General features: G+C 51.9%; 22 protein-coding genes and 2 tRNA genes. 9 read left to right on the plus strand and 15 right to left on the minus strand.

The annotated features are described in order from the left end of the window. Positions 1-11: 11 nt before the first annotated feature. Both rpoN and ACHZA1_RS09185 read left to right on the plus strand, forming a co-directional pair. Positions 12-1,451, plus strand: a complete 1,440-nt coding sequence (gene rpoN, locus ACHZA1_RS09180) for an RNA polymerase factor sigma-54 (RefSeq protein WP_320051581.1) — start codon at positions 12-14, stop codon at positions 1,449-1,451. A gap of 3 nt (positions 1,452-1,454) precedes the next feature. Continuing rightward, positions 1,455-2,063 (plus strand): hypothetical protein, encoded by a 609-nt coding sequence (locus ACHZA1_RS09185; protein WP_320051582.1) that lies wholly within the window; start codon positions 1,455-1,457, stop codon positions 2,061-2,063. A gap of 74 nt (positions 2,064-2,137) precedes the next feature. Here ACHZA1_RS09185 and ACHZA1_RS09190 read toward each other — a convergent pair whose 3' ends face one another. From ACHZA1_RS09190 to ACHZA1_RS09230, 9 genes are all read right to left on the minus strand, one after another. Next, complete coding sequence (locus tag ACHZA1_RS09190; protein ID WP_320051583.1) at positions 2,138-2,422, minus strand: zf-TFIIB domain-containing protein; 285 nt, start codon at positions 2,420-2,422, stop codon at positions 2,138-2,140. Next, positions 2,403-3,305 (minus strand): cation diffusion facilitator family transporter, encoded by a 903-nt coding sequence (locus ACHZA1_RS09195; RefSeq protein WP_320051584.1) that lies wholly within the window; start codon positions 3,303-3,305, stop codon positions 2,403-2,405. Before ACHZA1_RS09195 ends, ACHZA1_RS09190 begins: the two co-directional genes overlap by 20 nt. Positions 3,306-3,415: 110 nt before the next feature. Continuing rightward, entirely contained in the window at positions 3,416-3,703 is a 288-nt protein-coding gene (locus ACHZA1_RS09200) for a hypothetical protein (RefSeq protein WP_320051585.1), read from the minus strand. 120 nt (positions 3,704-3,823) lie between these two features. Then, positions 3,824-4,255 (minus strand): hypothetical protein, encoded by a 432-nt coding sequence (locus tag ACHZA1_RS09205; RefSeq protein ID WP_320051586.1) that lies wholly within the window; start codon positions 4,253-4,255, stop codon positions 3,824-3,826. Between the two features lie 219 nt (positions 4,256-4,474). Further along, the gene (locus tag ACHZA1_RS09210) at positions 4,475-5,260 is read right to left on the minus strand and encodes a DUF6261 family protein (RefSeq protein ID WP_320051587.1); all 786 of its coding nucleotides are present in this window, start codon (positions 5,258-5,260) and stop codon (positions 4,475-4,477) included. 877 nt (positions 5,261-6,137) lie between these two features. Beyond that, on the minus strand, positions 6,138-7,118 hold the full coding sequence (locus ACHZA1_RS09215; RefSeq protein ID WP_320051588.1) for a glycosyltransferase: 981 nt from the start codon (positions 7,116-7,118) through the stop codon (positions 6,138-6,140). Between the two features lie 12 nt (positions 7,119-7,130). Further along, the gene (locus ACHZA1_RS09220; protein WP_320051589.1) at positions 7,131-7,907 is read right to left on the minus strand and encodes a radical SAM protein; all 777 of its coding nucleotides are present in this window, start codon (positions 7,905-7,907) and stop codon (positions 7,131-7,133) included. Between the two features lie 15 nt (positions 7,908-7,922). Then, positions 7,923-8,522, minus strand: coding sequence for a hypothetical protein (locus ACHZA1_RS09225; RefSeq protein WP_320051590.1), 600 nt, complete (start codon positions 8,520-8,522; stop codon positions 7,923-7,925). Position 8,523: 1 nt separating this feature from the next. Then, positions 8,524-9,834 carry a DUF5074 domain-containing protein gene (locus ACHZA1_RS09230; RefSeq protein ID WP_320051591.1) on the minus strand — a complete coding sequence of 437 codons (1,311 nt, stop codon included), beginning with the start codon at positions 9,832-9,834 and terminating at the stop codon, positions 8,524-8,526. Positions 9,835-10,158: 324 nt separating this feature from the next. On the opposite strand from ACHZA1_RS09230, the gene metK reads away from it, so the two are divergent. Beyond that, positions 10,159-11,415 (plus strand): methionine adenosyltransferase, encoded by a 1,257-nt coding sequence (gene metK / locus ACHZA1_RS09235; RefSeq protein WP_320051592.1) that lies wholly within the window; start codon positions 10,159-10,161, stop codon positions 11,413-11,415. A gap of 203 nt (positions 11,416-11,618) precedes the next feature. Continuing rightward, positions 11,619-12,578 carry a kelch repeat-containing protein gene (locus tag ACHZA1_RS09240; protein WP_320051593.1) on the plus strand — a complete coding sequence of 320 codons (960 nt, stop codon included), beginning with the start codon at positions 11,619-11,621 and terminating at the stop codon, positions 12,576-12,578. 133 nt (positions 12,579-12,711) lie between these two features. Here the strand turns inward: ACHZA1_RS09240 and ACHZA1_RS09245 are convergent. The 3 genes from ACHZA1_RS09245 to folB all read right to left on the minus strand — a co-directional run bounded on the left by ACHZA1_RS09245 (position 12,712) and on the right by folB (position 13,389). Next, positions 12,712-12,782: transfer RNA gene (locus ACHZA1_RS09245), tRNA-Cys, on the minus strand. A gap of 46 nt (positions 12,783-12,828) precedes the next feature. Beyond that, a complete protein-coding gene (locus ACHZA1_RS09250) occupies positions 12,829-13,026 on the minus strand; it encodes a cysteine-rich CWC family protein (RefSeq protein ID WP_394701021.1) in 198 nt (65 codons plus the stop codon). A 9-nt stretch (positions 13,027-13,035) separates the two neighbouring features. Beyond that, on the minus strand, positions 13,036-13,389 hold the full coding sequence (folB, locus tag ACHZA1_RS09255) for a dihydroneopterin aldolase (protein WP_320051594.1): 354 nt from the start codon (positions 13,387-13,389) through the stop codon (positions 13,036-13,038). A 201-nt stretch (positions 13,390-13,590) separates the two neighbouring features. Between folB and ACHZA1_RS09260 the strand changes: the two genes are divergently transcribed. Beyond that, positions 13,591-15,285, plus strand: coding sequence for a glutamine--tRNA ligase/YqeY domain fusion protein (locus ACHZA1_RS09260; RefSeq protein ID WP_320051595.1), 1,695 nt, complete (start codon positions 13,591-13,593; stop codon positions 15,283-15,285). Between the two features lie 72 nt (positions 15,286-15,357). Here the strand turns inward: ACHZA1_RS09260 and ACHZA1_RS09265 are convergent, their stop codons facing one another. Beyond that, entirely contained in the window at positions 15,358-15,657 is a 300-nt protein-coding gene (locus ACHZA1_RS09265; RefSeq protein ID WP_320051596.1) for a hypothetical protein, read from the minus strand. 131 nt (positions 15,658-15,788) lie between these two features. On the opposite strand from ACHZA1_RS09265, the gene ACHZA1_RS09270 reads away from it, so the two are divergent. Continuing rightward, positions 15,789-15,861: transfer RNA gene (locus tag ACHZA1_RS09270), tRNA-Gln, on the plus strand. Positions 15,862-15,959: 98 nt separating this feature from the next. Here the strand turns inward: ACHZA1_RS09270 and ACHZA1_RS09275 are convergent. Both ACHZA1_RS09275 and ACHZA1_RS09280 read right to left on the minus strand, forming a co-directional pair. After that, positions 15,960-16,661, minus strand: coding sequence for a hypothetical protein (locus ACHZA1_RS09275; protein WP_320051597.1), 702 nt, complete (start codon positions 16,659-16,661; stop codon positions 15,960-15,962). A 127-nt stretch (positions 16,662-16,788) separates the two neighbouring features. Next, positions 16,789-17,541 (minus strand): DUF6261 family protein, encoded by a 753-nt coding sequence (locus tag ACHZA1_RS09280; RefSeq protein WP_320051598.1) that lies wholly within the window; start codon positions 17,539-17,541, stop codon positions 16,789-16,791. Positions 17,542-18,384: 843 nt separating this feature from the next. Here ACHZA1_RS09280 and ACHZA1_RS09285 point away from each other — a divergent pair. From ACHZA1_RS09285 to ACHZA1_RS09295, 3 genes are all read left to right on the plus strand, one after another. Next, entirely contained in the window at positions 18,385-18,951 is a 567-nt protein-coding gene (locus ACHZA1_RS09285) for a 4Fe-4S dicluster domain-containing protein (RefSeq protein ID WP_320051599.1), read from the plus strand. Between the two features lie 131 nt (positions 18,952-19,082). After that, a complete protein-coding gene (locus tag ACHZA1_RS09290) occupies positions 19,083-19,925 on the plus strand; it encodes a CoB--CoM heterodisulfide reductase iron-sulfur subunit B family protein (protein WP_320051600.1) in 843 nt (280 codons plus the stop codon). 24 nt (positions 19,926-19,949) lie between these two features. Further along, positions 19,950-21,953, plus strand: coding sequence for a CoB--CoM heterodisulfide reductase iron-sulfur subunit A family protein (locus tag ACHZA1_RS09295; RefSeq protein ID WP_320051601.1), 2,004 nt, complete (start codon positions 19,950-19,952; stop codon positions 21,951-21,953). The last annotated feature ends 63 nt before the right edge of the window (positions 21,954-22,016 follow it).

Below are 22,016 nucleotides of genomic sequence, written 5' to 3' on the forward strand. Positions count from 1 at the left end.
AATTCGCTAGCATGCAAAAACTAAACCTTCAGCAACGATTACTACAGAAGCTATCTCCTCAGCAAATCCAGATGATAAAGCTGCTGGAGCTTCCCACCATGCAACTCGAGCAGCGCATTAAGGAGGAACTGGAGGTTAACCCTGTACTCGAAGAGGGAGGCGATCAGGTGAGCGACGAGGCCGAAATGGCCGACAAAACGCAGGAGGATGCGCTGTCGAATATCGACTCGTACATCAACGACGACGATACGCCCAGCTACAAGCTGTATGCTAACAACTTTTCGAAGGATAGCACAAAGACGGCGATCCCCTTCTCGGTAGGTGTAGACTTTCATACCAGTTTGGAGGATCAGCTGGGGCTACGCCCGATCACTCCCCGGCAGCAGGCTCTTGGGCAGTACCTCATCGGAAGTATCGACGACGACGGCTATCTCCGTCGTCCGCTGGAGAACATTGTCGATGATATTGCCTTTGCGCTCAACATCGAAGCTACCGAGCAGGAACTCGAAGAGGTGCTGCTGATTATTCAGGATTTTGAGCCGCTTGGCGTGGGAGCCCGTAGCCTTCAGGAGTGCTTGATGATTCAGCTGCGGCACAAGGATCAGGCGGTGGCATCGGTTTCCAATGCCACCACTATTTTGGAGAAGTACTTCGAGGAGTTTACCAAGAAGCACTACGACAAGATTGCCAACAGGCTCAACCTGGAGGAGGATGAGCTTCGCGATGCCGTTGAGGAGATCATTAGCCTTACCCCCAAGCCAGGGAGCAGCTACAACGATCCGCACAGCGCGTATGCCGAGCATGTTATCCCCGATTTTGTGCTGGAGCTTAAGGATGACGAGTTGATGCTTTCGCTCAACTCGATGAATCAGCCCGAGCTACGCATCAGCCGCGACTACCAGACCATGCTGCAGGCGTATGTTGCCAAAAAGGCCGATCGCACCAAGCAGGATAGGGAGGCGGTAACCTTTGTAAAGCAAAAAATAGATTCGGCGAAGTGGTTTATAGATGCCCTGAAGCTGAGGCAGAATACGCTGCTGCTTACCATGAACGCCATCCTGGAATTTCAGAAGGCGTACTTTATGGAGGGCGACGAAACCAAGCTTCGTCCGATGATACTTAAGGATATTGCCGCGGTAACCGATCTTGACATTTCCACCATTTCGCGCGTGGTAAATAGCAAGTACGTGCAAACCCACTTCGGCATCTATCCTTTAAAACACTTCTTCTCGGAGGGAATGCAGAACGATAGCGGGGAGGAGGTTTCGACTAGAGAAATAAAAACAATACTGGAGGAGTGCGTTGCCAACGAGAATAAGCGGCAGCCGTTAACCGACGAGGCGCTTATGGATATTCTGAAGGAAAAGGGATACCCCATTGCCCGCCGTACGGTGGCCAAGTATCGCGAGCAGCTCAATATTCCAGTTGCACGTTTACGTAAGGAGCTATAGAATATGTTTAAAGTGCTGGCTAAGACATTCAGCTTTTTGCTGCATCCGCTTTTTATGCCTACCTACGGCATCCTGATCATGTTTCAGGCTGGTAGCGTGGCTGCTATTCTTCCTTGGGAGGTAAAACAGTACGTGCTGATGGTTGTTGTGGCCAATACGCTTGTGCTGCCCATGCTGCTTTTGCCCATATTCGTCAAGCGACGAATGGCTAAAGACTACAACTTTTCGGATAAGAAGGAACGGATGCTGCCGCTACTCTTTACCTTTATCCTTTACGCGGTAACCTTCTACTTTATTGGAGGGGTGTCGCTTCCAAGCATCATCAAAGGGTTTCTGCTAGGCTCCACAATAGCCGTGCTGCTCACCTTTGTGGTTAACATCTTCTGGAAGGTCAGCATCCACATGGTAGGCATTGGTGGGCTAATGGGAATGATCTTTCTGGTAATCCTTAAGTTGCTATCGAGTATCGTCGGCTTTCTGCTCGTCGGGTTTCTCTTTAGCGGGGTTATTGGAACGTCGAGGCTCTATCTGGGCGAGCATAACCTTAAGCAGATTGCTGGGGGATACGCCTTGGGCATGATTACCATGATTTGCACGATTTACCTGTTCTAGAAAATCATCAAACAGGATACGATAGTAAGCGAAAAGCGCCTCCAATTGGGGGCGCTTCTCTTTTGTGGTATCTTCTAAAAGTCGAAAAGGTCGGATAGGAATCCTTTCTTGCGGTTGTGCGGGTAGCCATGTTTGTACGAGTGATGGTCGTCGTGCTTGTCGTAGTTGTGGTGGCTGTCGTGGTGATGGTCGTCGTCATCGTAGCGGTTGTGGCCGAACCCGAAGGTTTGCGAGCGCTCGATGATCTTTTCGAGCTCTCCGCGGTCGAGCCAAATGCCGCGGCATTGTGGACAGTAGTCGATTTCTACCCCTTGCTTGTCGGCGATCATCAGGGGAACGTTACATATTGGACAGTTCATGGATTTCATTTTTTTTGGTTGATACTTCGGTCTCGTGGGGCTCGTAGTGGATCTGCACCTCGCATCGGCTGATGCTGCTGCTCAAGTACTCCTCCACCTTATGCGATATGGCGTGGGCCTGCGTCAGGCTCAGCTCGGGATGAAGGTGGATGGTTACGTTGATGAAGGTATCTGCACCGGCCACCCTTACCTTGAGGTCGTGGTAGCATTCCACCTCCTGCTGCTGTTCGAGTAGCGCGGAGACCTCGTCGAAGAGTTCCTTGGGGGCCCTGTCGAGCAGCACGTCGATGGCCCTACGGCCGAGCTTGTACGATACACCCAGCACGATTAGTGCTACGGCTAGGGCAGAAAAGCTATCGGCAAAGTAGAAGCCAAAGCTGGAGCAAACCAAGCCTAGCAGCACGACTGCCGAGCTCCAGATGTCGGTGGCGAAGTGGAGCGCATCGGCCTCCAGCGCCTGGCTGTTGTGCTTTTTGGCCACCTTGTACAGCGCTCGCGATCGGGTGTAGTCGATAACAATAGAAAGCACCACTACCACGTAGCTCCATACGGTTACCTCAATGTGGGTATTGCCCGAGATAAGGCGGCTTGCCGCTTCGTAAATAATCCACACGCAGGTAAGCAGCAGCAGCAGCGTCTCTATTAGGGCCGAAAGGTTCTCGACCTTGCCGTGGCCAAAGTTGTGGTCGTAGTCGGCGGGCTTATCGGAAATACGAACCGAAAAGTAGGTTATGATGGCAGCAACTAGGTCGAGCGTTGAGTGTAGCGCTTCGGATAGGATGCCGAGGCTCCCGGTAACGATCCCTACCAGCAGCTTAAAGCCAGTCAAAAAAACAGCGGCAAGTACCGAAAATCCGGCTACTTTTTCCTTTTCTGTACTCATACAGGTAAAAATGATGGTCGATTTTTGTTTTTAATCGCCAGTCATGCCGGTGTTACCCTAGCTGCTGGTCGATGGATAATGCAGATCGCATTTTGGTGAAGGCTTTGCGCCTAGGCCGCTTTGGGGGGCTGCCAGATAGAGGTAGTGTAGGTGCTCGCGGCAACCTGATCGCTAACGGGGAGCTTCGGCTGCTGCTTCTCCTGCGGCTGGCTGGTGGTGCTGGTCTCCTCCAAAACAATCTCTTCCTGATGGTGATGGTGATGGGTGGCCTGCGCGGTGCAGCTTTGGCAGGTAAGGTTCGGAGAGCGCTTTAAAGCCGTGAGGATGCACGTGTCGAAGCAGTCGAGCAGCGATAGCGCGAGCAGCAGTACGGCAAGTATGGCTTTTAGGTTTCTCATCGGGGAGCAAAGGTATAGCTTTTACAAAATCCTTTGCGTTATCGTTGTATAATTTGGGCCAAAAAAAGGCGAGTAGTGCTTACTGGTTAGGCAGCTACTCGCTCCATTTGTATAGCAGCTTTAGAATTTCAGTTTTCCGCTTTTCAGGTCAACCGTTAGTATGTCCGAGCCGCGGTATACCTTTACGGTGGTCGACTGCTCGAATTCCCCGGTTGGAACGGTGGTTGCATAGAAGCAAATAACGATATCTTTCGTAAAGGTCTTCTTGGAGTCCAACTCTACGTCTACGTCATCCTTTAGGCCATCGCCGTAGTTTTCGATGGTTATCTTATCGCCGTTGGTAAACCCTGTCACTTTCAGATGCACTTCAGCGAAGCCATTGGTGCTTTTGGTGAGGTACCACTCTGCGCTGTGCAAAACTAGCAGGGTTTTGTTGGTGTTGGTATATATCTGGCTGTTGGGGTAGTCGATGGTTGGGTCTTGGCTATCATCATCTTTCGAGCATGACGTAAAGGCGAAAAGTAGGCTCAGTAGCAAAATGGTTGTTCTCATTGTTTTTAGTTTTTAGTGAACGTTTACTTGTATAGCTTGTAGGAAATACCTCCATGCGTGGCGTTGCTTAATGTAGGCAACGCGGAAATTTCCATCTCAAAGATGGTGCCAGACCATAAAAATAGCAATAGCCGCTAACATCGTCTCGGACCTTGTTCAAAAAAAGGCGAGTAGCGCCCGCTGTGGAGGCGCTACTCGCGGCGTATGGTAGGGAGGAAGCTAGCTCTTGGTGGGCTTGTCGTTCTTCTCCTTCTCTTTTTCCTTTTCTTTCTCTTTCTCCTTTTTCAGGTTTGCTTGGTGCTGGGCCATTAGGGCGTTGTAGCGGCTGCGGGCCTCGTTGATGATCTGCACCGACTGGTTGTACTGGGGCTCGTCTTTCATGCGGGCCTTCAGCAGCACGTAGTCGCACAGCAGCATGTACTGCTCGTTTACCTTGCTGCGCAGCTCGCGCGTATCGGAGGCATCCTTGGCCACCTCCTCGCTGGTACGCTTGGCGTACAGCGTCTTAAAGGTGTTGTTGTCCGTCTTCAGGCGGGCGACATTTGGTGCAATTCCAATCGTATCCACCATGGGCTTGTAGGTGGGGCCCTCGAGCTCGCCCACCAGCTTGTCGATGGTGGCGCTTTCGGTGTCTAGGTCCTCCCGGGCGGCATCGCTGTAGGTGTTCAGGAGTATGGTTAGGGCCACAGAGCAGCGTACCACCTCCGCATCGGTGGAGTAGTGGGCGTTCTTAATGGCGGCACGTAGCGCCGCGATGCTGAAGTCGCGAACCCGATCCTGCTTGACGATGTCGTCGGTGATGAGGCTCTTCTGAACGCGGAGTAGCACCTTGTTGTAATCGCCCGAAAGCGCAATTAGCACGGCAACCAGCTGCTTGAGCTCGGTATCGGTAAGCACGGTATCGCCCAGCCCGTGGATGCTGTTGGCCTGGCCGATGATGTACTGGTAAAACTGCATCTGAGAGAGCAGGTGAGCTGGAGAGCTCTGGAAGGTTACTTTTTTCATAACAGTAATAATTAATATTATTGTACAGGCGTAAATATATTAAAAAATACTTACAAAGCAGAAAGTGTACGAATTTTTTGCGGGTTTGCGGGAGGGTGCTATCTGCTTTGGGCAGGTGTGCGGCCTCCTGCAGTGTGCAGGGTTCCGTCCTGATCTCAGTACGGCTTCCTGCAGTGTGCAGGGCTCTGTACTGATTCCAGTACGGCTTCCTGCAGTGTGCAGGGACTTGTACTGATCCCAGTACGGCTTCCTGCAGTATGCAGGGACTTGTACTGATTCCAGTACGGCTTCCTGCAGTATGCAGGGACTTGTACTGATTCCAGTACGGCTTCCTGCAGTATGCAGGGCTCTGTACTGATCTCAGTACGGCTTCCTGCGTAGGGCGTAGGAGATTTTTATTTTGGGGGGTGGGGGAATCCGATTGTCGGCGTAAGCTGCTGTGGCGGGGAGGTTCATTCCCCGAAAGCGCCCGTGCTCGAATCCTAGTTGACCAGTGGCAGGTGTGGATGGGCGGTGAAGCTACCCGTTGGTTTCATCGGGGGCTTTCCTGCTTTTTTTGGTAGGCAAGAGAATTCTGTTGAATACGAACTGCAGAACCAGCGAGATGGGCAGCAGCATTATGGTGCTGCCGACAAGGAATCCTCAAGGAGGATTTCCGCATCTAGGTCCCGGCTGCGGAGGAGTCGCTAAGTCGTCAATCCAAAACAGGAGGAATGGGTAAAAGAAAACGAGAAGGAGTGTTATAGGATAAGTCCAATCAGACCGTGAGGCCTTATATTTTTTGAAAATTAAAGTGACGAATATGGGAATAAGTATATATGGTGCAAATATCAACGCTGATCTCATTGCTATAATTTTTGATGATATGATTCTGCCGCTAGAACCACTCCTGCAGCTCCTTCTCGTTCTGCCCGGCCTTAACGAAGCCGCGCTTGCCGTCGAGCCAGGTAGCCAGGTACTCCTGCTCGGGCTGGTGGGGGGTGGGCACCAGCACGGCGCCGCGACCTAGGGCGTTGAGATCCATAATGGTGCTGTAGCCGGCGCGGGCGACGATGGCCTTGGAGTTGCGGATGAGCGTTTGCAGCATGAGGTCGCCGGCAAAGTCGAGCGTGTTGAGGTTAACCGGCAGCGGCTCGTTTGGGGCATCCTTGGTGCCCCTTACCAGCATGATGCGCTTGGCGCTGCAGGCCGAGAGCGAGGCGACGATCCGCTCGAACTTGGTGCGCTGGGGCTCGGGCCCCGATAGGATGATGAGCAGGTCGTAGCGGGGCAGCGGGATGTCGGGCTCCTCGAGCGGGAAGCGCGACTGTGGGCCGGTGTAGAGCACCTTTAGCCCGCCGTTGGGCTTGTCGATTTTCCCGGCCAGGTTGTTGTCGCTGTCGTAGTCGGGCACCAGGCAGGCGTTGAAGGGGCGGATCAGCCGGCGGATGATGCGGGCCGAGAGGCGCTCGAGCCAGCTGTTGGCGCAGCCGAAGCACACGTGCAGCTGGTGGGTGATGAGGTACGACTTGGCCTCGGCGCTGCGGATGCCGTAGCGGTTGTCGGAGAAGATGCACTCGAAGTGCTCCTGCTCCATCAGCCGGCGGATGGCCCTTCGGTCCTTAAAGTAGTGGATGAGCATGCGTGCGGCCATGCGGGGGAAGGCCGCGTAGAGCGGAAGGTGCTTGGTGTAGGTGATCGTCAGCAGGGGCAGCTCGTGGAACGCCAGCTGCGGGAAGTAGCTCTGAAGCAGCTCCAGCGACTGCCCGTCGCCGGCAATATGCACGTCGTCGCCCCTTTTCAGGAGGAAGTGGATGATGGGGATGCATCGGGTGGCGTGCCCTACTCCCCAGTTGAGCGGTGCTACCAGTACCTTCATGGGTTTTTGGTTTTATGCGGATACCTGTACGGGTATGTTTAGCATTTGCGTTACGGTGTCGGCAATGGCGCGAAGCTCCTTCTCCGGCACCTTTACCAGGTCGGGGGCTGGGGTGTCGCGGGCAATGGTGTACACCATCAGTTCCTTGGGCTTGATCTCGGCCAGCAGCTTCATCCAGGCCTCGAGCTCGGCGGGGGTGGTGTTGTCCACCGGTTGCCCGTTGTAGCTGCCGCGCACGAAGAGCGTCTGGATGGTGAGGTTGCCCTCGAACTTCTTGAGCCTTTCCACCAGCACGGCGGTGGAGTACTCGCCCTGGGGGTGGTTGAGCAGCCGCACGGTATCCTCGAAGGCCGAGTCGAGCTTCAGGATGTTCTGGTCTACCTTCCTCAGGGCGTTGAAAACCTTCTCGCGCCCGATGAGCGTGGCGTTGGAGAGCACGGCAATCCGGGTTTTGGGGCTCAGCGCATCGCGCAGCTCGATGGTATCGTCGATGATGCCGTCGAACTCGGGGTGCATGGTGGGCTCGCCGTTGCCGGCAAAGGTGATCACGTCGGGCAAACTATCCTGGCGGCCGAGCTCCTCGAGCTTCTCTCTTAGGCGGGCCTTTACCTCCTCGCGGGGGTGGAATACCTTGCGGATGCCGGGCGTGTTCCACCCGCACTCGCAGTAGATGCAGTCGAACGAGCACAGCTTGCAGTCGTTGGGCAGCAGGTTAACGCCGAGCGAGCTGCCCAGGCGGCGGCTCTTTATAGGGCCAAATATTATCTTATCGAATAGAAATGTAGCCATGGTAAACGGGTGGTTTTAGCTAGCAATTACTTCAATGGTGGAGTGCTGGTCGATGGTTTTTCGGGCAAAGCAGAATCCCGATATGTGGTAAATGCCGGGTTGGTATCCGGCGGCAATCGTGCCCCGCTGCTTCTGCTGCAGCGCTGCGGCTCCGTTGGTGGTGGCCATCTTCACAATCTCGTGGAATGGAACATCCGGCAGCTTCTCCGCCAGCTGCACCATCATCCTAAGGAGTAGGGTAGGATGGTTGGAGGAGGCGTGGCCTATCGCCAGGGCAATCATATTCTCGTAGATGGATGCCAGCGCCTCGGCCGAAAGGTGTGCCAATGCCTCGGGGGTGATCACCGCCAGCAGCGGCTGCTCCTTCTCGATGGTTAGTACGCTGCCTACCTCGTGGTCATCCTTCGGAAACCAAACGCCGCTGCCGGTTGCCGCCGCAGCGTTGACGATGGCGGGGATGAGTACCCCGGGGTAGAATTCGGTTTGGGCAGCTTCTACGAGGTTTTCCGCCGATGGGCTAACGGAAACCACCGTATTGTCGTCGAGCGAAACGATGCCAAACTTTACGGGTTGGCCATCGCCACAGTACACGTAGTGTGCGGCAACCTTTCTCATCTTACTTTACGTTGTTAAAGAGCATCGACTTTGCCTCCTTCGAGGTGGTTTTGATTGTTTTTACGGGTGTTCCATCGCCAGCGCGGTACACCACCACCTCGGGGCTATCGCCGGTGCTGCTAACGGTAGAGGCAACGATGTTGTTCTCGCTGTTGATTCGGATGCCCACCCCGCTAAATGCCCGGCCTGCGGGCAGGGTGATGAATGCCGTTGTGGAGGTATTGGTGATGGTGCTGAGGCTAACCTTGTAGATTTCCTGCGAGGGGCGGCCATCGCTATTGGCCCGGATGAAGAACAGCGCATTCTCGGTTTGCGATATGCAGAGCGAGCCTTCGTTCCAGGGATTCCAGGAGGAGGTTACCAGGAATCCGGTAGGCATCTTATATTTTGTAACGTAAAGCGATGAGTTGATGGAGTAGAGCGTATCCTTGTACGAGGACCATACGTTGCCGCTCAAATCGGTAGCCAACCCCGAACGGCCCACATTTAGCAGCTTCGATACGATAAGCTTGTTCCTGTCTATGGCAATTATTTTACTTTCGAGGGTAAGTACCTGTATGTAGCTGGTGGTGGTGGCCATCAAGCCACAGCGCCCTCCGATGCCGGGGATTTTGTCGCCCACCTTAAGCGGGTTGAGGTTGATTCGGTAGATGCCATCATCGGTACTGAGCAAAGCAGTTGCCCTGTCGATGCCCAAAAAGTAGTTGGGCTTGGCTGGTAACGCAATTCGGGCAACCTCCTTTAGGGTGATGGAGTTTAGCACAATCAGCCCCTCGGTTTCGGAGATGATGTAGATCTTTCCGAGGTAGGCTTGGGCCGAGACGATATTCGAACCTAGAGTTTTGCCGGGATTCACGGTTGCGTACGCGTTTTCGTCAGTCGTCGAATAATCCTTGCTGATAAAGGTAAGCGATGCCTCCGACGTATTGTTGTTAAGCAGAAAATAGCCTTGGTCGTAGGTCTTACCTCTTACCGTAACGTAGTAGTCGATGAATACCTCGCCGTTGCTGTTCGATATTTTTTCGGTGATGATGTAGCTGCCAGGATCGGTGGTGGAAAAGGTATACGTGCTTTTGCTATCAGCCATCTTTACGCCATCTATGCTCCACTCGAACGTTAGGCTTTCGGGTACATCGAACTTTGAGGTGAGCGAAACCGACTCGCCAGGATTAACGGTAAAGGACCGCTTTAGGTTAATAGGGTCGTTGATAAGAGTTGGTCCTACAAAATCGCTTTTCGAGCACGATGTAAAGCTAGCAATCGCAAGGGCCACAACGCCTAAAACCAAACCTATTCGAGAGAATCTAAACATTATTCGTAATCTAAGTTGATAGTCAAGAAGCAAAGATAGTCGGTAATGATTAAAAAACAGTTATGGGCCGCCGTTTTTCAGATTTAGCTAGTTAAAGAACCCAAACAGTAGCGGCTGCTATCATAATAATTTATAAGCCAATTGAAGAAAATGGGTAATATGCGCAACGGATGGAGCAAAAAATAAAACAATTGCTACCTTTGTGCGCTTATGTGGAAAGATTTGGATGCTTGCAACCACAGAAAAAAATGCTAAAACCTAGTATTTCTGTCCATCCTAAAATCCTTTCTCATTATTGTTTAATCAAAAACAGCTTAACAAGAAATGGGATACTTATTTACATCTGAGTCTGTATCCGAAGGACATCCAGACAAAGTTGCCGACCAAATTTCCGATGCAATTCTCGACCAGTTTTTAAGCCAAGACCCCAACTCGAAGGTGGCTTGCGAAACGCTTGTTACCACAGGTTTGGTGGTTATCAGCGGCGAGGTTCGCTCGGAGGCTTACGTAGACGTTCAGGAAGTTGCCCGTAAGGTTATCAACCGTATTGGCTACAACAAGGCGGCCTACAAGTTCGACGGAGACTCCTGCGGCGTGATCTCTACCATTCACGAGCAGTCGCCCGATATCAACCGTGGTGTTAGCCAAGAGGAAAAGGGGGCAGGCGAACAGGGCGCCGGCGACCAAGGGCTTATGTTTGGCTACGCCTGTAGCGAAACCGACGAGTACATGCCGCTATCGCTAACCATCTCGCACATGCTGCTTCAGGAGCTTGCCAAGATTCGTCGCGAGGGTAAGGAAATGACCTATCTTCGTCCAGACGCCAAGTCGCAGGTTACCATCGAGTATGACGACAACAACCATCCAGCGCGCATCAACACTATCGTAGTTTCTACTCAGCACGACGAGTTCGACGAGGACGAGGTGATGCTTGCCAAGATTAAGGCTGATGTTCAGCATATCCTTATCCCACGCGTTAAGGCGCTTCTTCCAGCTCGTACCCAAAGCCTCTTTAACGACGATATCATCCTTCACGTAAACCCAACCGGCAAGTTTGTTATCGGTGGCCCTCACGGCGATACCGGCCTTACCGGCCGTAAGATCATCGTAGATACCTACGGCGGCAAGGGGGCTCACGGTGGTGGAGCATTCTCGGGTAAAGACTCGTCGAAGGTAGATCGCTCGGCGGCTTATGCTGCCCGCTACATTGCCAAGAACCTTGTTGCGGCAGGTGTTGCCGAAGAGGTGCTGGTTCAGGTAGCCTACGCAATTGGCGTTGCCCGTCCGGTAAGCATCTACGTGAATACCTACGGTACGGCAAAGGCAGGGCTAACCGATGCTCAGATCAGCGAAAAGGTTGCTAAGCTGTTCGACCTTCGTCCAGCGCGCATCATCGAGAAGTTTGGCTTGAAGAACCCAATCTTCGAGGAAACCGCAGCTTACGGCCACTTCGGGCGTAAGTGCTACAAGAAGGCCGTGCTTGTTGGCCCCATCAACAACCAAGCCGAGAAGGAGGTGGAGTTCTTCACCTGGGAGAAGCTCGACAGCGTTGACGCTATCAAGAAAGAGTTTGGGTTGTAGTGCAACCAGCTATATATAAAAGGGGGAGCCTAACGGTTCCCCCTTTTTATTTAGGCTCAAGTATATTCGGCATTATACTATACGCTGTTCGATTCCCTTCGCTCGGTTAATGGTTGTTCGAAGTTGTAGTCGCTCTATATGCTGTTTGTCGTTGAAAACGGCTAATTTTGGCGAATATTTAAGAGCTAAGAAAAATGATAAAAATGAAGCTACTTGTTGCCGTTTTAATCTCCGGCATTGTTTTAACAAGCTGTTCAAAAGGAGATGAAATTTTCCATCCAGTTTTTGAGAAGTTAAAAGATACTCCCCTTTCAGAAAGGCAGGGGGCGGTAGCTGCAACAATTGATGGCTATGGATTTGTAGGATTAGGTGTAAATACTAATGGCGATTACCTAAATGATTTTTGGAAGTATAATGAAAATAAAAAGACATGGACAAGAATAGCCGATTATCCAGGAGAAGGATACAATGCGTCAACTGCTTTCACTGTTGGTAAAAAGCTATATGTTGGGCTTGGGTTTAGCGTTAATCACGAAAACTGTAGCGATTTGTGGATGTATGATCCTAGCACAAATAAGTGGGAAAGAAAGGCTGATTTCCCAGGAATGGCTCGCTATAGTGCAAAAAGTTTTGTGGTAGGTGGTTGTGCTTATGTAGGAACCGGTACTCACAATTCTTCGGATGATTATTTAAGTGATTTTTGGAAATACGATCCCAAACTAGATAAATGGATGCAGGTTGAAAGCATGCCTGGTATTAGATGCGGCGCTGTTGCCTTTTCGTGCAACGGAAAGGGGTATGTGGGATTAGGAATTAGCCAAGGAGGGTATCCCTATCGTCAGACAAAGGATTTTTATGAGTATGATCCCATCAAAGACGAGTGGAGACAAATTCAGGATTTTCCAACCTATCGCTACGCAGCAGTTGCTTTTACGTTGAAAGGGAAGGCGTATGTAGGTTTTGGCTGTAATAACGAGGAGTACTTTAGCGACCTCTGGACACTCGATGCGGTAGCAAAGAAATGGGTAAAAGTGGAAATTGGTGCTGTCCCTAATCGTCGCGATGCTATTGCATTTGAATTTGATAAGCGAGTTCTGATAGGAACAGGTAGGCAGGCAAGCGATATAGTACTTCCTGATTTCTGGGATTTAGGACTAAAGTAGAAAGAAACTAAAGAACCTTTTATATCAAGAGGGGAGCCAAGAGGTTCCCCTTTTCTGTATCCTAAATTCAAGATATAAATGCAGTTTGGGTAATGGTAATAAAAAAGGCCGAATGAAACATTCAGCCTTTTTGAGGTTTCGAGCGGATTCGAACCGCTGTACACGGTTTTGCAGACCGTTGCCTAGCCACTCGGCCACGAAACCCTTTTGCGTCGGCAAAGATAGTAAAATTTTAAAAGCCGCAAGGGCTTCATTTATCTTTTTCGGCAAATTGAGCCAAGCAGGCAGGGCAAAGGCATGTGGCATACATTGCCCTCAGCTGGTTATGGGTTTCTGAGGATAGCTTAAGCTCCATGCACCAGCAGCTGCCCGTTGCTGTGCTACAGGTAAACTCGGCGCCGCATTTGGGGCAAATGGATTGTTTGGGTTGCTTATTCTCTGTGCTCATCAGTTGTATCTATCTAACCACCGTCACGCTTACCTTTTGAATAGGGCCACCCATTGGTGGGTTCATCTTCGAAACCTTAACGGCTACCTTCTGGATGCCGGCAAGCTCCTTGTAGATGGCATCAACAATACGTCCGCCAACATGCTCCAGTAGGTGCGAGCGTATCGCCATCTCGCGCTTCACGATGCTGTAGGCCAGCTGGTAGTTTACCGCATCGGTGATGCTATCGGTTTGGGCGGGTACATCGGGGTTCATCTCGATGGTGAGGTTTACCAAAAACTTGTTGCCAACGATGGCCTCCTCCTCAAAGCAGCCGTGGTAGGCGTAGAACTCCATGTTCTCTATTTCAATAATACCGTGCATATCCGTTCTGTTTTGGGCAAAGGTAATGGATTCGGCTGGCTTTTGTCGGATGGTAGGGCTGATTTGGGTGCTATCTTGCTCCTGTATTTTGCCGAAATGCGCGATTTGTATGCCCAAGTTCGGCTGCGAAGCGCCACTTTGCTTATATTTGTGGTTCGCTTCGTTTCGAGCGATATCGTTATTAAGAGAAAAACTACACGTATGAGCGACAATAAGACGGAGATCACCAGCGCTGAGGAAAAGGCGCTAAACTTTATTGAGGAGATTATCGAAGAGGATATCAAGAGCGGCAAGCATGGCGGAAGGGTGCTAACCCGTTTCCCTCCCGAGCCTAACGGATACCTGCATATTGGTCATGCCAAGTCTATCTGCCTAAACTTTGGTTTGGCAAAGAAGTACGGCGGACAAACCAACCTTCGTTTCGACGATACCAACCCCGTTAAGGAGGATGTGGAGTACGTTGATTCAATAAAGGAAGATGTAAAGTGGCTTGGCTTCGATTGGGCCAACGAGTTCTACGCATCCGACTACTTCGAGCAGCTTTACCTTTGGGCTATTGAGCTTATCAAGAAGGGCAAAGCTTACGTTGACGATCAAACCCAAGAGGAGATTCGTCTTGGTCGTGGAACGGTAACCGTACCCGGAAAGGAAAGCCCATACCGTAACCGTAGCGTTGAGGAAAACCTCGACCTATTCGAGCGCATGAAGAATGGCGAGTTTGAGAATGGCGCTAAGGTGCTTCGTGCTAAGATTGATATGGCGCATACCAACATGTTCTTCCGCGACCCAATCCTATACCGCATCATCCATACGAAACACCACCGCACTGGAGACAAGTGGTGCATCTACCCAATGTACGACTGGGCACATGGACAGTGCGACTCCATCGAAAATATTACCCACTCGATATGTACGCTCGAGTTTGACGTACACCGTCCGCTTTACGATTGGTTTGTGGACACGCTCGAGATATTTCCATCGAAGCAGTACGAGTTTGCCCGCTTAAACCTTACCTACACGGTAATGAGCAAGCGTAAGCTGCTGGAACTGGTTAAGAATAACTACGTTTCAGGATGGGACGATCCTCGTATGCCTACCATCTGCGGCATCCGCCGTCGTGGTTACACTGCTGAGGCTATCCGCAACTTTGCCGAGCGTATTGGGGTGGCCAAGCGCGATAACGTTATCGACTTCTCGCTGCTCGAGTTCTTCGTTCGCGAGGATTTGAACAAGCGCGCCGAACGTCGCATGGCGGTGCTTAATCCGTTGAAGGTGGTTATCACCAACTATCCCGATGGGCAAACCGAGGAGCTGGAGGGTATAAACAACCCCGAAGATGCCGAGGCTGGCACCCGCATGGTTCCTTTTGGTAAGGAAATCTTCATCGAGCGCGACGACTTTATGGAGGTTGCTCCTAAGAAGTACTTCCGCTTGGCCATTGGCCAGGAGGTTCGCCTGCGCTACGCCTACTTCATTAAGGCTACCGATGTGGTTAAGGATGCCGATGGCAATATCATCGAGGTACACGCCACCTACGATCCTGCATCGCGTGGGGGTAACTCGCCCGACGGCCGCAAGGTTCAGGGTACTATCCACTGGGTATCGGCCGAGCATGCCAAGAAGGTGGAGGTTCGCCTCTACGACCGCCTGTTTACCCGTCAGGATATGGACAACCTTACCGAGGAGGAGGACTACAAGGACTTCCTAAACCCCGAGTCGCTGAAGGTGGTTGAGGCGCTGGTGGAGCCCGACTTGGCTACCAAGAAGGCTGGTGATAAGTTCCAGTTCGAGCGCATCGGCTACTTCTGCGTAGATCCCGATAGCACTGCGGATAGAATTGTATTCAACCGCACGGTTACGCTTAAGGACTCGTGGGCTAAGATTGCCGGAAAGTAGATCATCATCATTATAATGTAGAAAAGGCGAATCCATAACCGATTCGCCTTTTTAGTTTCGTACATGTGCTGCTTAACCTATCGTCTTTAGCAGGCTGCCGTTCTCCTTGCGGAGCTCCTGCCTGCCCTTCATGGTGGTAACTAGCACGTCGTGCCCCTCGAAGGTGGCGTAAACGGCGTTTGTTGCAACACTTTTATGCACCGAGCCATTTTCCTTTCTCAGCTCAACTTTTCCCTGATCGGTTACGCAGAGGATGAGCGATTGATCGTGGTTGTACTCGGCGCAGATAATCTCTCCGTGGCCAATTGTGCTAACAGTTTGGCCGTCCTTCTGGATCTCGGCCTTACCGTTGTTGACTAAAACTGTATTCATACCTGTTAGTTTTTTAGGTTGTACACGTTCCCAAGTTAGCTAATAAACATAAAGATGTAAAGAGTTCGCAAATTTTTTTGGTGCTAGGCTTCCTTTTTGGGGCATTTCTGCTACCTTTGCAGCATCAATTCTGTCCTATGGTGTAACTGGTAACACGTCTGACTCTGGATCAGAAGAGTTCAGGTTCGAGCCCTGATAGGACAACAAAGGCAACTCTGAGAAGGGTTGCCTTCTTTTTTTGGTGGAAGCTAGAATTTGCTAGGATAGATTATGAAGAGGTGAAACTTAGTCCTAACAGGGCGTTATAGGGATATTATTTGTTCTTTACCGTCAGTGTAATTTAATTTGATAAAGCCTGTATTAAAACTAGCGATATCTTTCAATGAACCAATTTTCAACTTTATAGGTTCGTTTTTTGCATTTGGTATGAAAATTCTAAATTCACTTTGTGGTTTAAACCTCTCATGTTTTCTAAAGAAACCAACATTCCCAGAATAGTTATTTTCATAGTAAGAGACTTTTCTTGGTTTAAAATTTGAGTATCCATTTTCTTTCAACGCATCGAATAACCTGTCAAGAAAATTTTGGGGACTATGAATTAGTATTGTAGTTTCTCCAAATGATTTTGTGTTAAATGTTATGTTGTCTCTATCACCACTTAAATGTTCAGAGTAAATTCCAGTTAAACAATAAATATTTCCTTTTTCAGTATGATCATAATTAAAAACCAAATCCGGTGTATTCATATTTACACCGTCATTATCAAAGTCTTTTCCAACATCGCACATTGTTACTGTTGCTTGTCCTATAAAGTTTCTGTAGAATATTCCATCTTCTTCATCGGAACGTTCTTTATTATTGTCACATTTTCGAATGTGATCTATTGAGTTTATATAGACCTCTCCTTCTTCAAATAATGCCTTTATATGATCGTGCTCACCTCTCTTAAAAAGAAAATATAGTCGATTGTCTTCAATAGGAATAATCTCTTTATGTTTATTCATCTTCGATTCTTTTTAAATATTAAACTTAACTTGTTTCTTTCTCCAAATAACTGAATATATGTCAGAACTGCAGCCATCCCCCGTCAGGGTTTTAATCCTGACGGGGTAATCTGCAGCATCGGCCTGCCTACTTCTTACCCGTATCTGGCGTGGTAGGCTTGGTGGGGTCGGTTTTCTTCTTCTTGGTTTCGGCGTACTTCTGGCGGATGGTGGTGTAGCGGCTATAGATGGCGCTCTCGAGCTTGGCCCACTCCTCGCGCTTGGTGGGGGCGAACTTAGCGCCGTAGTCCACATACTCGTAGAAGGCTACGATGCTGGCCTCGAGCTTGCGGCGGCTGTTGGTGGCCGAGAGGCTGTTGCGGAAGGCCTCCTTGTCGGCCTCCAGGCTGCCCCAGTCGCGGCGGAAGTTCTGGGCGCAGACCTTCAGATGGTCGACGAAGGGCTTCACACCGAGGTCTACCGCCAGCTGCAGGTTGGCCGGCTCGAGGAGCTTTACCAGGATGGTGTCAATCTTCTCGCTCTCCTCGGTGCCCGAGAGCTCCTCCACGCCGGCGCCGTAGGTGTCGAGCACGGCGTAGAGCTGGTGCGCCTTCTGCGCCACGGCCGGGTCGGGCGAGTAGGTGTGCCCCCACACCATTTGCCGCGTGCCCACCCAGGCGTCGTCCAAGGCCTTGTCGGCGGCAATCTTCACCTCGGTGTTCTGGCTCTTACGGACACGGGCCATGCTCTCGTGGTAGTCCACGTGGTTGTTCATTACCTCCTTAAGCTGGGGCGACTCCTTGGCCTCGGTAAGGGTGGAGGCTGCTACTTCTTCCTCCACTACGGTGGCCATGCTACCTGAATCGCTAACGCTAAATCCGCTTAGTCCAAATTTTTTCATCTGTCAATCATTTTAAAGGTTAAGTGTTCAATTTACGCAGATGGAGCCGCTTGCCAGCGACGTGCTTTCCCGAAGATCGGTGGTTGCCTGCCTTTTGTTCTTGGCCTTTGCATGTCGGGACGAGCCAATCGGAACCGGAATCGTCTGCCCGAGATGTCGGGACGAGCCAATCGGAACCGAAATCGTCTACCCGAGATGTCGGGACGAGCCAATCGGAACCGGAATCGTCTACCCGAGATGTCGGGACGAGCCAATCGGAACCGGAATCGTCTACCCGAGATGTCGGGACGAGCCAATCGGAACCGAAATCGTCTACCCGAGATGTCGGGACGAGCCAATCGGAACCGAAAACATCTTCCCGACATCGCCTAAGGGCGACCCGCCGGGGCGGATGTTAATGATTAAAATGATGGGGGGGTGGAAGCCTAGCCTTCCGGCGGGCGCCGGTGCTTCCGGTAAAGAGCAAGCGTTAGCCGATCTTTCAAAGAGCGCACGATGCTGTGCGGGAGCAGCTCGTATCGGCCCTTAAGATACTTAGCGATATTTAGCTTACAAAGATTATTAACAAAATTTCGCTTGGAGGAATGAACAAAAGGTGCTATCCGATAGCCTCTTGGCGGCGCGACCCTCCGATGGGGGGCGGTCTGGAGGGGGGCAATGCACCTCGATTTTACTGCTAATCAATTAACAGCATGGAAAATAAGGGGGAATGGTGTTGGCTTTTTCGATTGGGTTACTACATTTGCCCCCGGACTTTTTGGGGAGGAGTGGCGGCCCATACCGGGAGGGCATTTCTTCGGCGGAAGTCCGAAAAGTAGCTTTTACAAAACAACTTCTGGAATTATGAGTGCTGATGTTCACCATCAAACCGTAAGTGGCCTAGCGGGCGAAGTCCTAGCGAACACTGGGGTTAACGTTAACAAGTGCTACCAGTGCGGCAAGTGTACGGCGGGCTGCCCGCTGGCCGCCGAAATGGAGTACACGCCCAGCTACGCGATGCGCATGCTGCAGGCGGGCGACCCGCAGCTCGAGGAGCAGCTGCTGCGCTCGTTCGCCATCTGGGTGTGCCTAACCTGCGAGATGTGCTACTCGCGCTGCCCCAAGAGCGTAGACATCCCCAAGGTGATGGACTACCTCCGCGAGAAATCGCTTAAGGAGGGCAAGGTATCACCCAAAGCCAAGGAAATCGTGGCCTTCCACAAGTCGTTCCTCTCCTCCATCGAGAAGACGGGAAGGCTGTACGAGCTGGGGCTTACCCTGGAGTACAAGGCCCGCACGCTTAGCCTGATGCAGGACGTGGCGGTGGCCCCATCCATGCTCTCGCGCGGCAAGCTGCACCTGGTGCCCGAGGTCATCAAGGGCAAGAGTAAGATTGTATCGATTTTTAATAAGACGGTGAAGAAGAAGTAGGAGGAGGAGTTAGAAGAAGTGGCGCGAAGCGACATCCTGCCTTAGCGGGATTAGAAGAAGTCTACGCCGCAAAGTCTAACGTCTAATATCTAACCTCTCATATCTCCCGTCTAATATCAAAAAAGAAACATATGGTTCTGGGATTTTATCCAGGATGTTCGCTCAAGGGTTCCTCGCGCGAATATACCGAATCAGTTTTTGCAGTAGCCAAGGCGTTCGACATCGAGATCCGCGAGATCGAGGACTGGAACTGCTGCGGCGCCACTGCCGCGCATAACGTCAGCAAGGAGCTGTCGCTGGCGCTGCCCACCCGCATTCTGGCGCTGGCCGAGGCGCAGGGTATGCACGAGGTTCTTGTTCCGTGTGCCGCCTGCTACAGCCGCCTGAGCACCACTCAGCACGAGCTGAACGCCAACCCCGCGCTCAAGGCGAAGGTGGTGGAGGCCATCGGCATGGAGTATAAGGGTACGGTGGAGATTCTGAACATCATCCAGATGCTCGACAGGTACATCACCCCCAAGCTCGAGGAGCGCGTGGTAAAGCCCTTCGACCACAAGCTGGCCTGCTACTACGGCTGCCTGCTGGTTCGCCCTCACGAAATCCTCAAGTTCGACCGTCAGGAAGATCCCCAATCGATGGATACGCTGATGGCCAAGATCGGGGCAACCCCCATCGACTGGGCCTTTAAGACCGAGTGCTGCGGGGCGGGGCTAACCATGTCGCGCACCAGCACCGTTGCCCGCCTCTCGGGCGAGATCGTACGCGATGCGGCCGACCGGGGCGCCGAGGCCATCATCGTGGCCTGCCCCATGTGCCACTCCAACCTGGACATGCGCCGCAAGGAGATCAACTCCTACCTGAGCGCCAGCGTAGGCATTCCGGTGCTCTACACCACCCAGGCCATCGGCCTTGCCATTGGGCTCGATAGGGAGTCGCTAGGCCTGCAAAGGCATTTTGTAAAAGTTGATATTTAAGAAATCCGTACCGAAGCATAAGATATGTCACGAATAGGAGTATTCATCTGCCATTGTGGCGAAAACATTTCAGCTACCGTCGACTGCGCTAAAGTTGCCGAGGTAGTTGGCGGGTACGAAGGGGTTGCGCATAGCGTGGACTATAAGTACATGTGTTCCGATCCTGGTCAGACCCTTATTAAGAATGCCATCAAGGAGAAAAACCTTACCGGGGTGGTGGTGGCGGCCTGCTCGCCCCGCATGCACGAGCCTACCTTCCGTAGGGCCTGCAGCGAAGCTGGACTTAACCCCTTCCTTTGCGAGATGGCCAACCTTCGCGAGCACTGCTCGTGGGTGCACGAGCGCAACGATGCCACCACGCAAAAGGCCATCGACGTGGTGCGCATGCTGGTGGAGAAGGTAAAGCGCAACCATCCGCTGTCCAACATCAAGGTGCCTGTTACCAAAACCGCGCTGGTTATTGGTGGGGGGATTTCGGGAATCCAGTCGGCGCTTGATATTGCCAACTGCGGCCATAAGGTAATTATGGTGGAGAAGGAGCCATCCATCGGCGGGCACATGTCGCAGCTCTCGGAGACCTTCCCCACGCTCGACTGCTCGCAGTGCATCCTTACCCCACGAATGGTGGAGGTTGCCCAGCATCCCAACATCACGCTGTACACTTACGCCGAGCTGGAGAGCCTCGACGGCTTTATCGGAAACTTTAAGGCGAAGATCCGCAAGAAGTCGAAGAGCATCGACGAGAAGCTTTGCACCGGCTGCGGGCTATGCACCACCAAGTGTCCGAATAAGAAGATACCAAGCGAATTCAACGAGAGGTTAGGAAACCGTACCTCTATATATGTACCCTTTCCACAGGCGGTTCCCAACAAGCCGGTAATCGATAAGGCTACCTGTAACTACTACACCAAGGGCAAGTGCCGCGTTTGCGAGAAGGTTTGCCCAACCCAAGCTATCCGCTTCGACCAGGAGGATGAGATCGTTGAGGTTGAGGTTGGAGCCGTTGTGGTTGCTACGGGCTTCAACGTAAAGCAGCCCGACTTCTTCCCCGAATACGGCTACGGCAAGTACCCCGATGTGATCACCGGGCTGCAGTTCGAGCGCCTTGCTTCGGCATCGGGTCCAACATTGGGCGAGATCCGCAGGCCTTCGGATGGTCAGATTCCTAAAAAGATTGTGTTTATTGCCTGTGCCGGATCGCGCGACGAGGCTAAGGGTATTCCATACTGCTCCAAGATTTGCTGTATGTACACGGCTAAGCACGCTATGCTGTACCAGCACAAGGTTCACGGTGGCGAGTCGACAGTATTCTACATGGATATCCGTGCTGCCGGAAAGAACTACGAGGAGTTTGTTCGCCGTGCCATAGAGGACGATGGCGTTAAGTACGTTCGTGGTCGCGTATCGCGCGTTTACGAGAAGAACGGCAAGCTCATCGTTAAGGGTGCCGATACCCTGCTTGGGGCAACTCCTGTAGAGATTGAGGCTGACATGGTGGTGCTGGCAAGCGCCGGCGTTGCCAATCCGGGTGCCGAGGAGCTGGCTCAGAAGCTGCACGTATCGTACGATGCTTACAATTTCTTTGCAGAGGCACACCCAAAGCTCAAGCCTGTTGAAACCAACACGGCAGGTATCATGGTTGCTGGAGCATGCCAGTCGATTCGCGATATCCCCGAAAGCGTGAGCATGGCCTCGGGCGCTGCTGTAAAGGTTGCCACGCTATTCTCGCAGAGCGAGCTTACCCGCGAGCCGTTGGTGGCCTCGGTAAACCGCTGCGCTCCGCCTATGTTCTCCACCTGCGTGGGCTGCTTCCTTTGCCAGTCGGCTTGTCCGTATCAGGCCATCGAGCGCGAGGAGATCAAGGATCGTGCAGGCAATGTCATCAAAACGGTTGCCAAGGTTAATCCGGGTCTTTGCCAAGGGTGCGGAACCTGCGTTGCCTTCTGCCGCTCGAAGTCGATAGACATTCAGGGCTACACCCACGACCAGATGTATAACGAAGTGATGGGATTGTTGAACGAGTTTTAGGATACAAGATGTTAGACTTTAGATGTTAGATTTTGAGGCGTAAGCCATTCTTCTAACTTCCGA

Source organism: uncultured Acetobacteroides sp. (assembly GCF_963667355.2).
In the GTDB taxonomy this organism is placed as follows: domain Bacteria; phylum Bacteroidota; class Bacteroidia; order Bacteroidales; family ZOR0009; genus Acetobacteroides.

What these genes read in the sequence shown, in the direction of transcription:
- rpoN (WP_320051581.1), top strand. Translation starts at nt 12, where the DNA reads ATGCAAAAACTAAACCTTCAGCAACGATTACTACAGAAGCTATCTCCT.
- ACHZA1_RS09185 (WP_320051582.1), top strand. Translation starts at nt 1,455, where the DNA reads ATGTTTAAAGTGCTGGCTAAGACATTCAGCTTTTTGCTGCATCCGCTT.
- ACHZA1_RS09190 (WP_320051583.1), bottom strand. Translation starts at nt 2,422, where the DNA reads ATGAACTGTCCAATATGTAACGTTCCCCTGATGATCGCCGACAAGCAA.
- ACHZA1_RS09195 (WP_320051584.1), bottom strand. Translation starts at nt 3,305, where the DNA reads ATGAGTACAGAAAAGGAAAAAGTAGCCGGATTTTCGGTACTTGCCGCT.
- ACHZA1_RS09200 (WP_320051585.1), bottom strand. Translation starts at nt 3,703, where the DNA reads ATGAGAAACCTAAAAGCCATACTTGCCGTACTGCTGCTCGCGCTATCG.
- ACHZA1_RS09205 (WP_320051586.1), bottom strand. Translation starts at nt 4,255, where the DNA reads ATGAGAACAACCATTTTGCTACTGAGCCTACTTTTCGCCTTTACGTCA.
- ACHZA1_RS09210 (WP_320051587.1), bottom strand. Translation starts at nt 5,260, where the DNA reads ATGAAAAAAGTAACCTTCCAGAGCTCTCCAGCTCACCTGCTCTCTCAG.
- ACHZA1_RS09215 (WP_320051588.1), bottom strand. Translation starts at nt 7,118, where the DNA reads ATGAAGGTACTGGTAGCACCGCTCAACTGGGGAGTAGGGCACGCCACC.
- ACHZA1_RS09220 (WP_320051589.1), bottom strand. Translation starts at nt 7,907, where the DNA reads ATGGCTACATTTCTATTCGATAAGATAATATTTGGCCCTATAAAGAGC.
- ACHZA1_RS09225 (WP_320051590.1), bottom strand. Translation starts at nt 8,522, where the DNA reads ATGAGAAAGGTTGCCGCACACTACGTGTACTGTGGCGATGGCCAACCC.
- ACHZA1_RS09230 (WP_320051591.1), bottom strand. Translation starts at nt 9,834, where the DNA reads ATGTTTAGATTCTCTCGAATAGGTTTGGTTTTAGGCGTTGTGGCCCTT.
- metK (WP_320051592.1), top strand. Translation starts at nt 10,159, where the DNA reads ATGGGATACTTATTTACATCTGAGTCTGTATCCGAAGGACATCCAGAC.
- ACHZA1_RS09240 (WP_320051593.1), top strand. Translation starts at nt 11,619, where the DNA reads ATGAAGCTACTTGTTGCCGTTTTAATCTCCGGCATTGTTTTAACAAGC.
- ACHZA1_RS09250 (WP_394701021.1), bottom strand. Translation starts at nt 13,026, where the DNA reads ATGAGCACAGAGAATAAGCAACCCAAACAATCCATTTGCCCCAAATGC.
- folB (WP_320051594.1), bottom strand. Translation starts at nt 13,389, where the DNA reads ATGCACGGTATTATTGAAATAGAGAACATGGAGTTCTACGCCTACCAC.
- ACHZA1_RS09260 (WP_320051595.1), top strand. Translation starts at nt 13,591, where the DNA reads ATGAGCGACAATAAGACGGAGATCACCAGCGCTGAGGAAAAGGCGCTA.
- ACHZA1_RS09265 (WP_320051596.1), bottom strand. Translation starts at nt 15,657, where the DNA reads ATGAATACAGTTTTAGTCAACAACGGTAAGGCCGAGATCCAGAAGGAC.
- ACHZA1_RS09275 (WP_320051597.1), bottom strand. Translation starts at nt 16,661, where the DNA reads ATGAATAAACATAAAGAGATTATTCCTATTGAAGACAATCGACTATAT.
- ACHZA1_RS09280 (WP_320051598.1), bottom strand. Translation starts at nt 17,541, where the DNA reads ATGAAAAAATTTGGACTAAGCGGATTTAGCGTTAGCGATTCAGGTAGC.
- ACHZA1_RS09285 (WP_320051599.1), top strand. Translation starts at nt 18,385, where the DNA reads ATGAGTGCTGATGTTCACCATCAAACCGTAAGTGGCCTAGCGGGCGAA.
- ACHZA1_RS09290 (WP_320051600.1), top strand. Translation starts at nt 19,083, where the DNA reads ATGGTTCTGGGATTTTATCCAGGATGTTCGCTCAAGGGTTCCTCGCGC.
- ACHZA1_RS09295 (WP_320051601.1), top strand. Translation starts at nt 19,950, where the DNA reads ATGTCACGAATAGGAGTATTCATCTGCCATTGTGGCGAAAACATTTCA.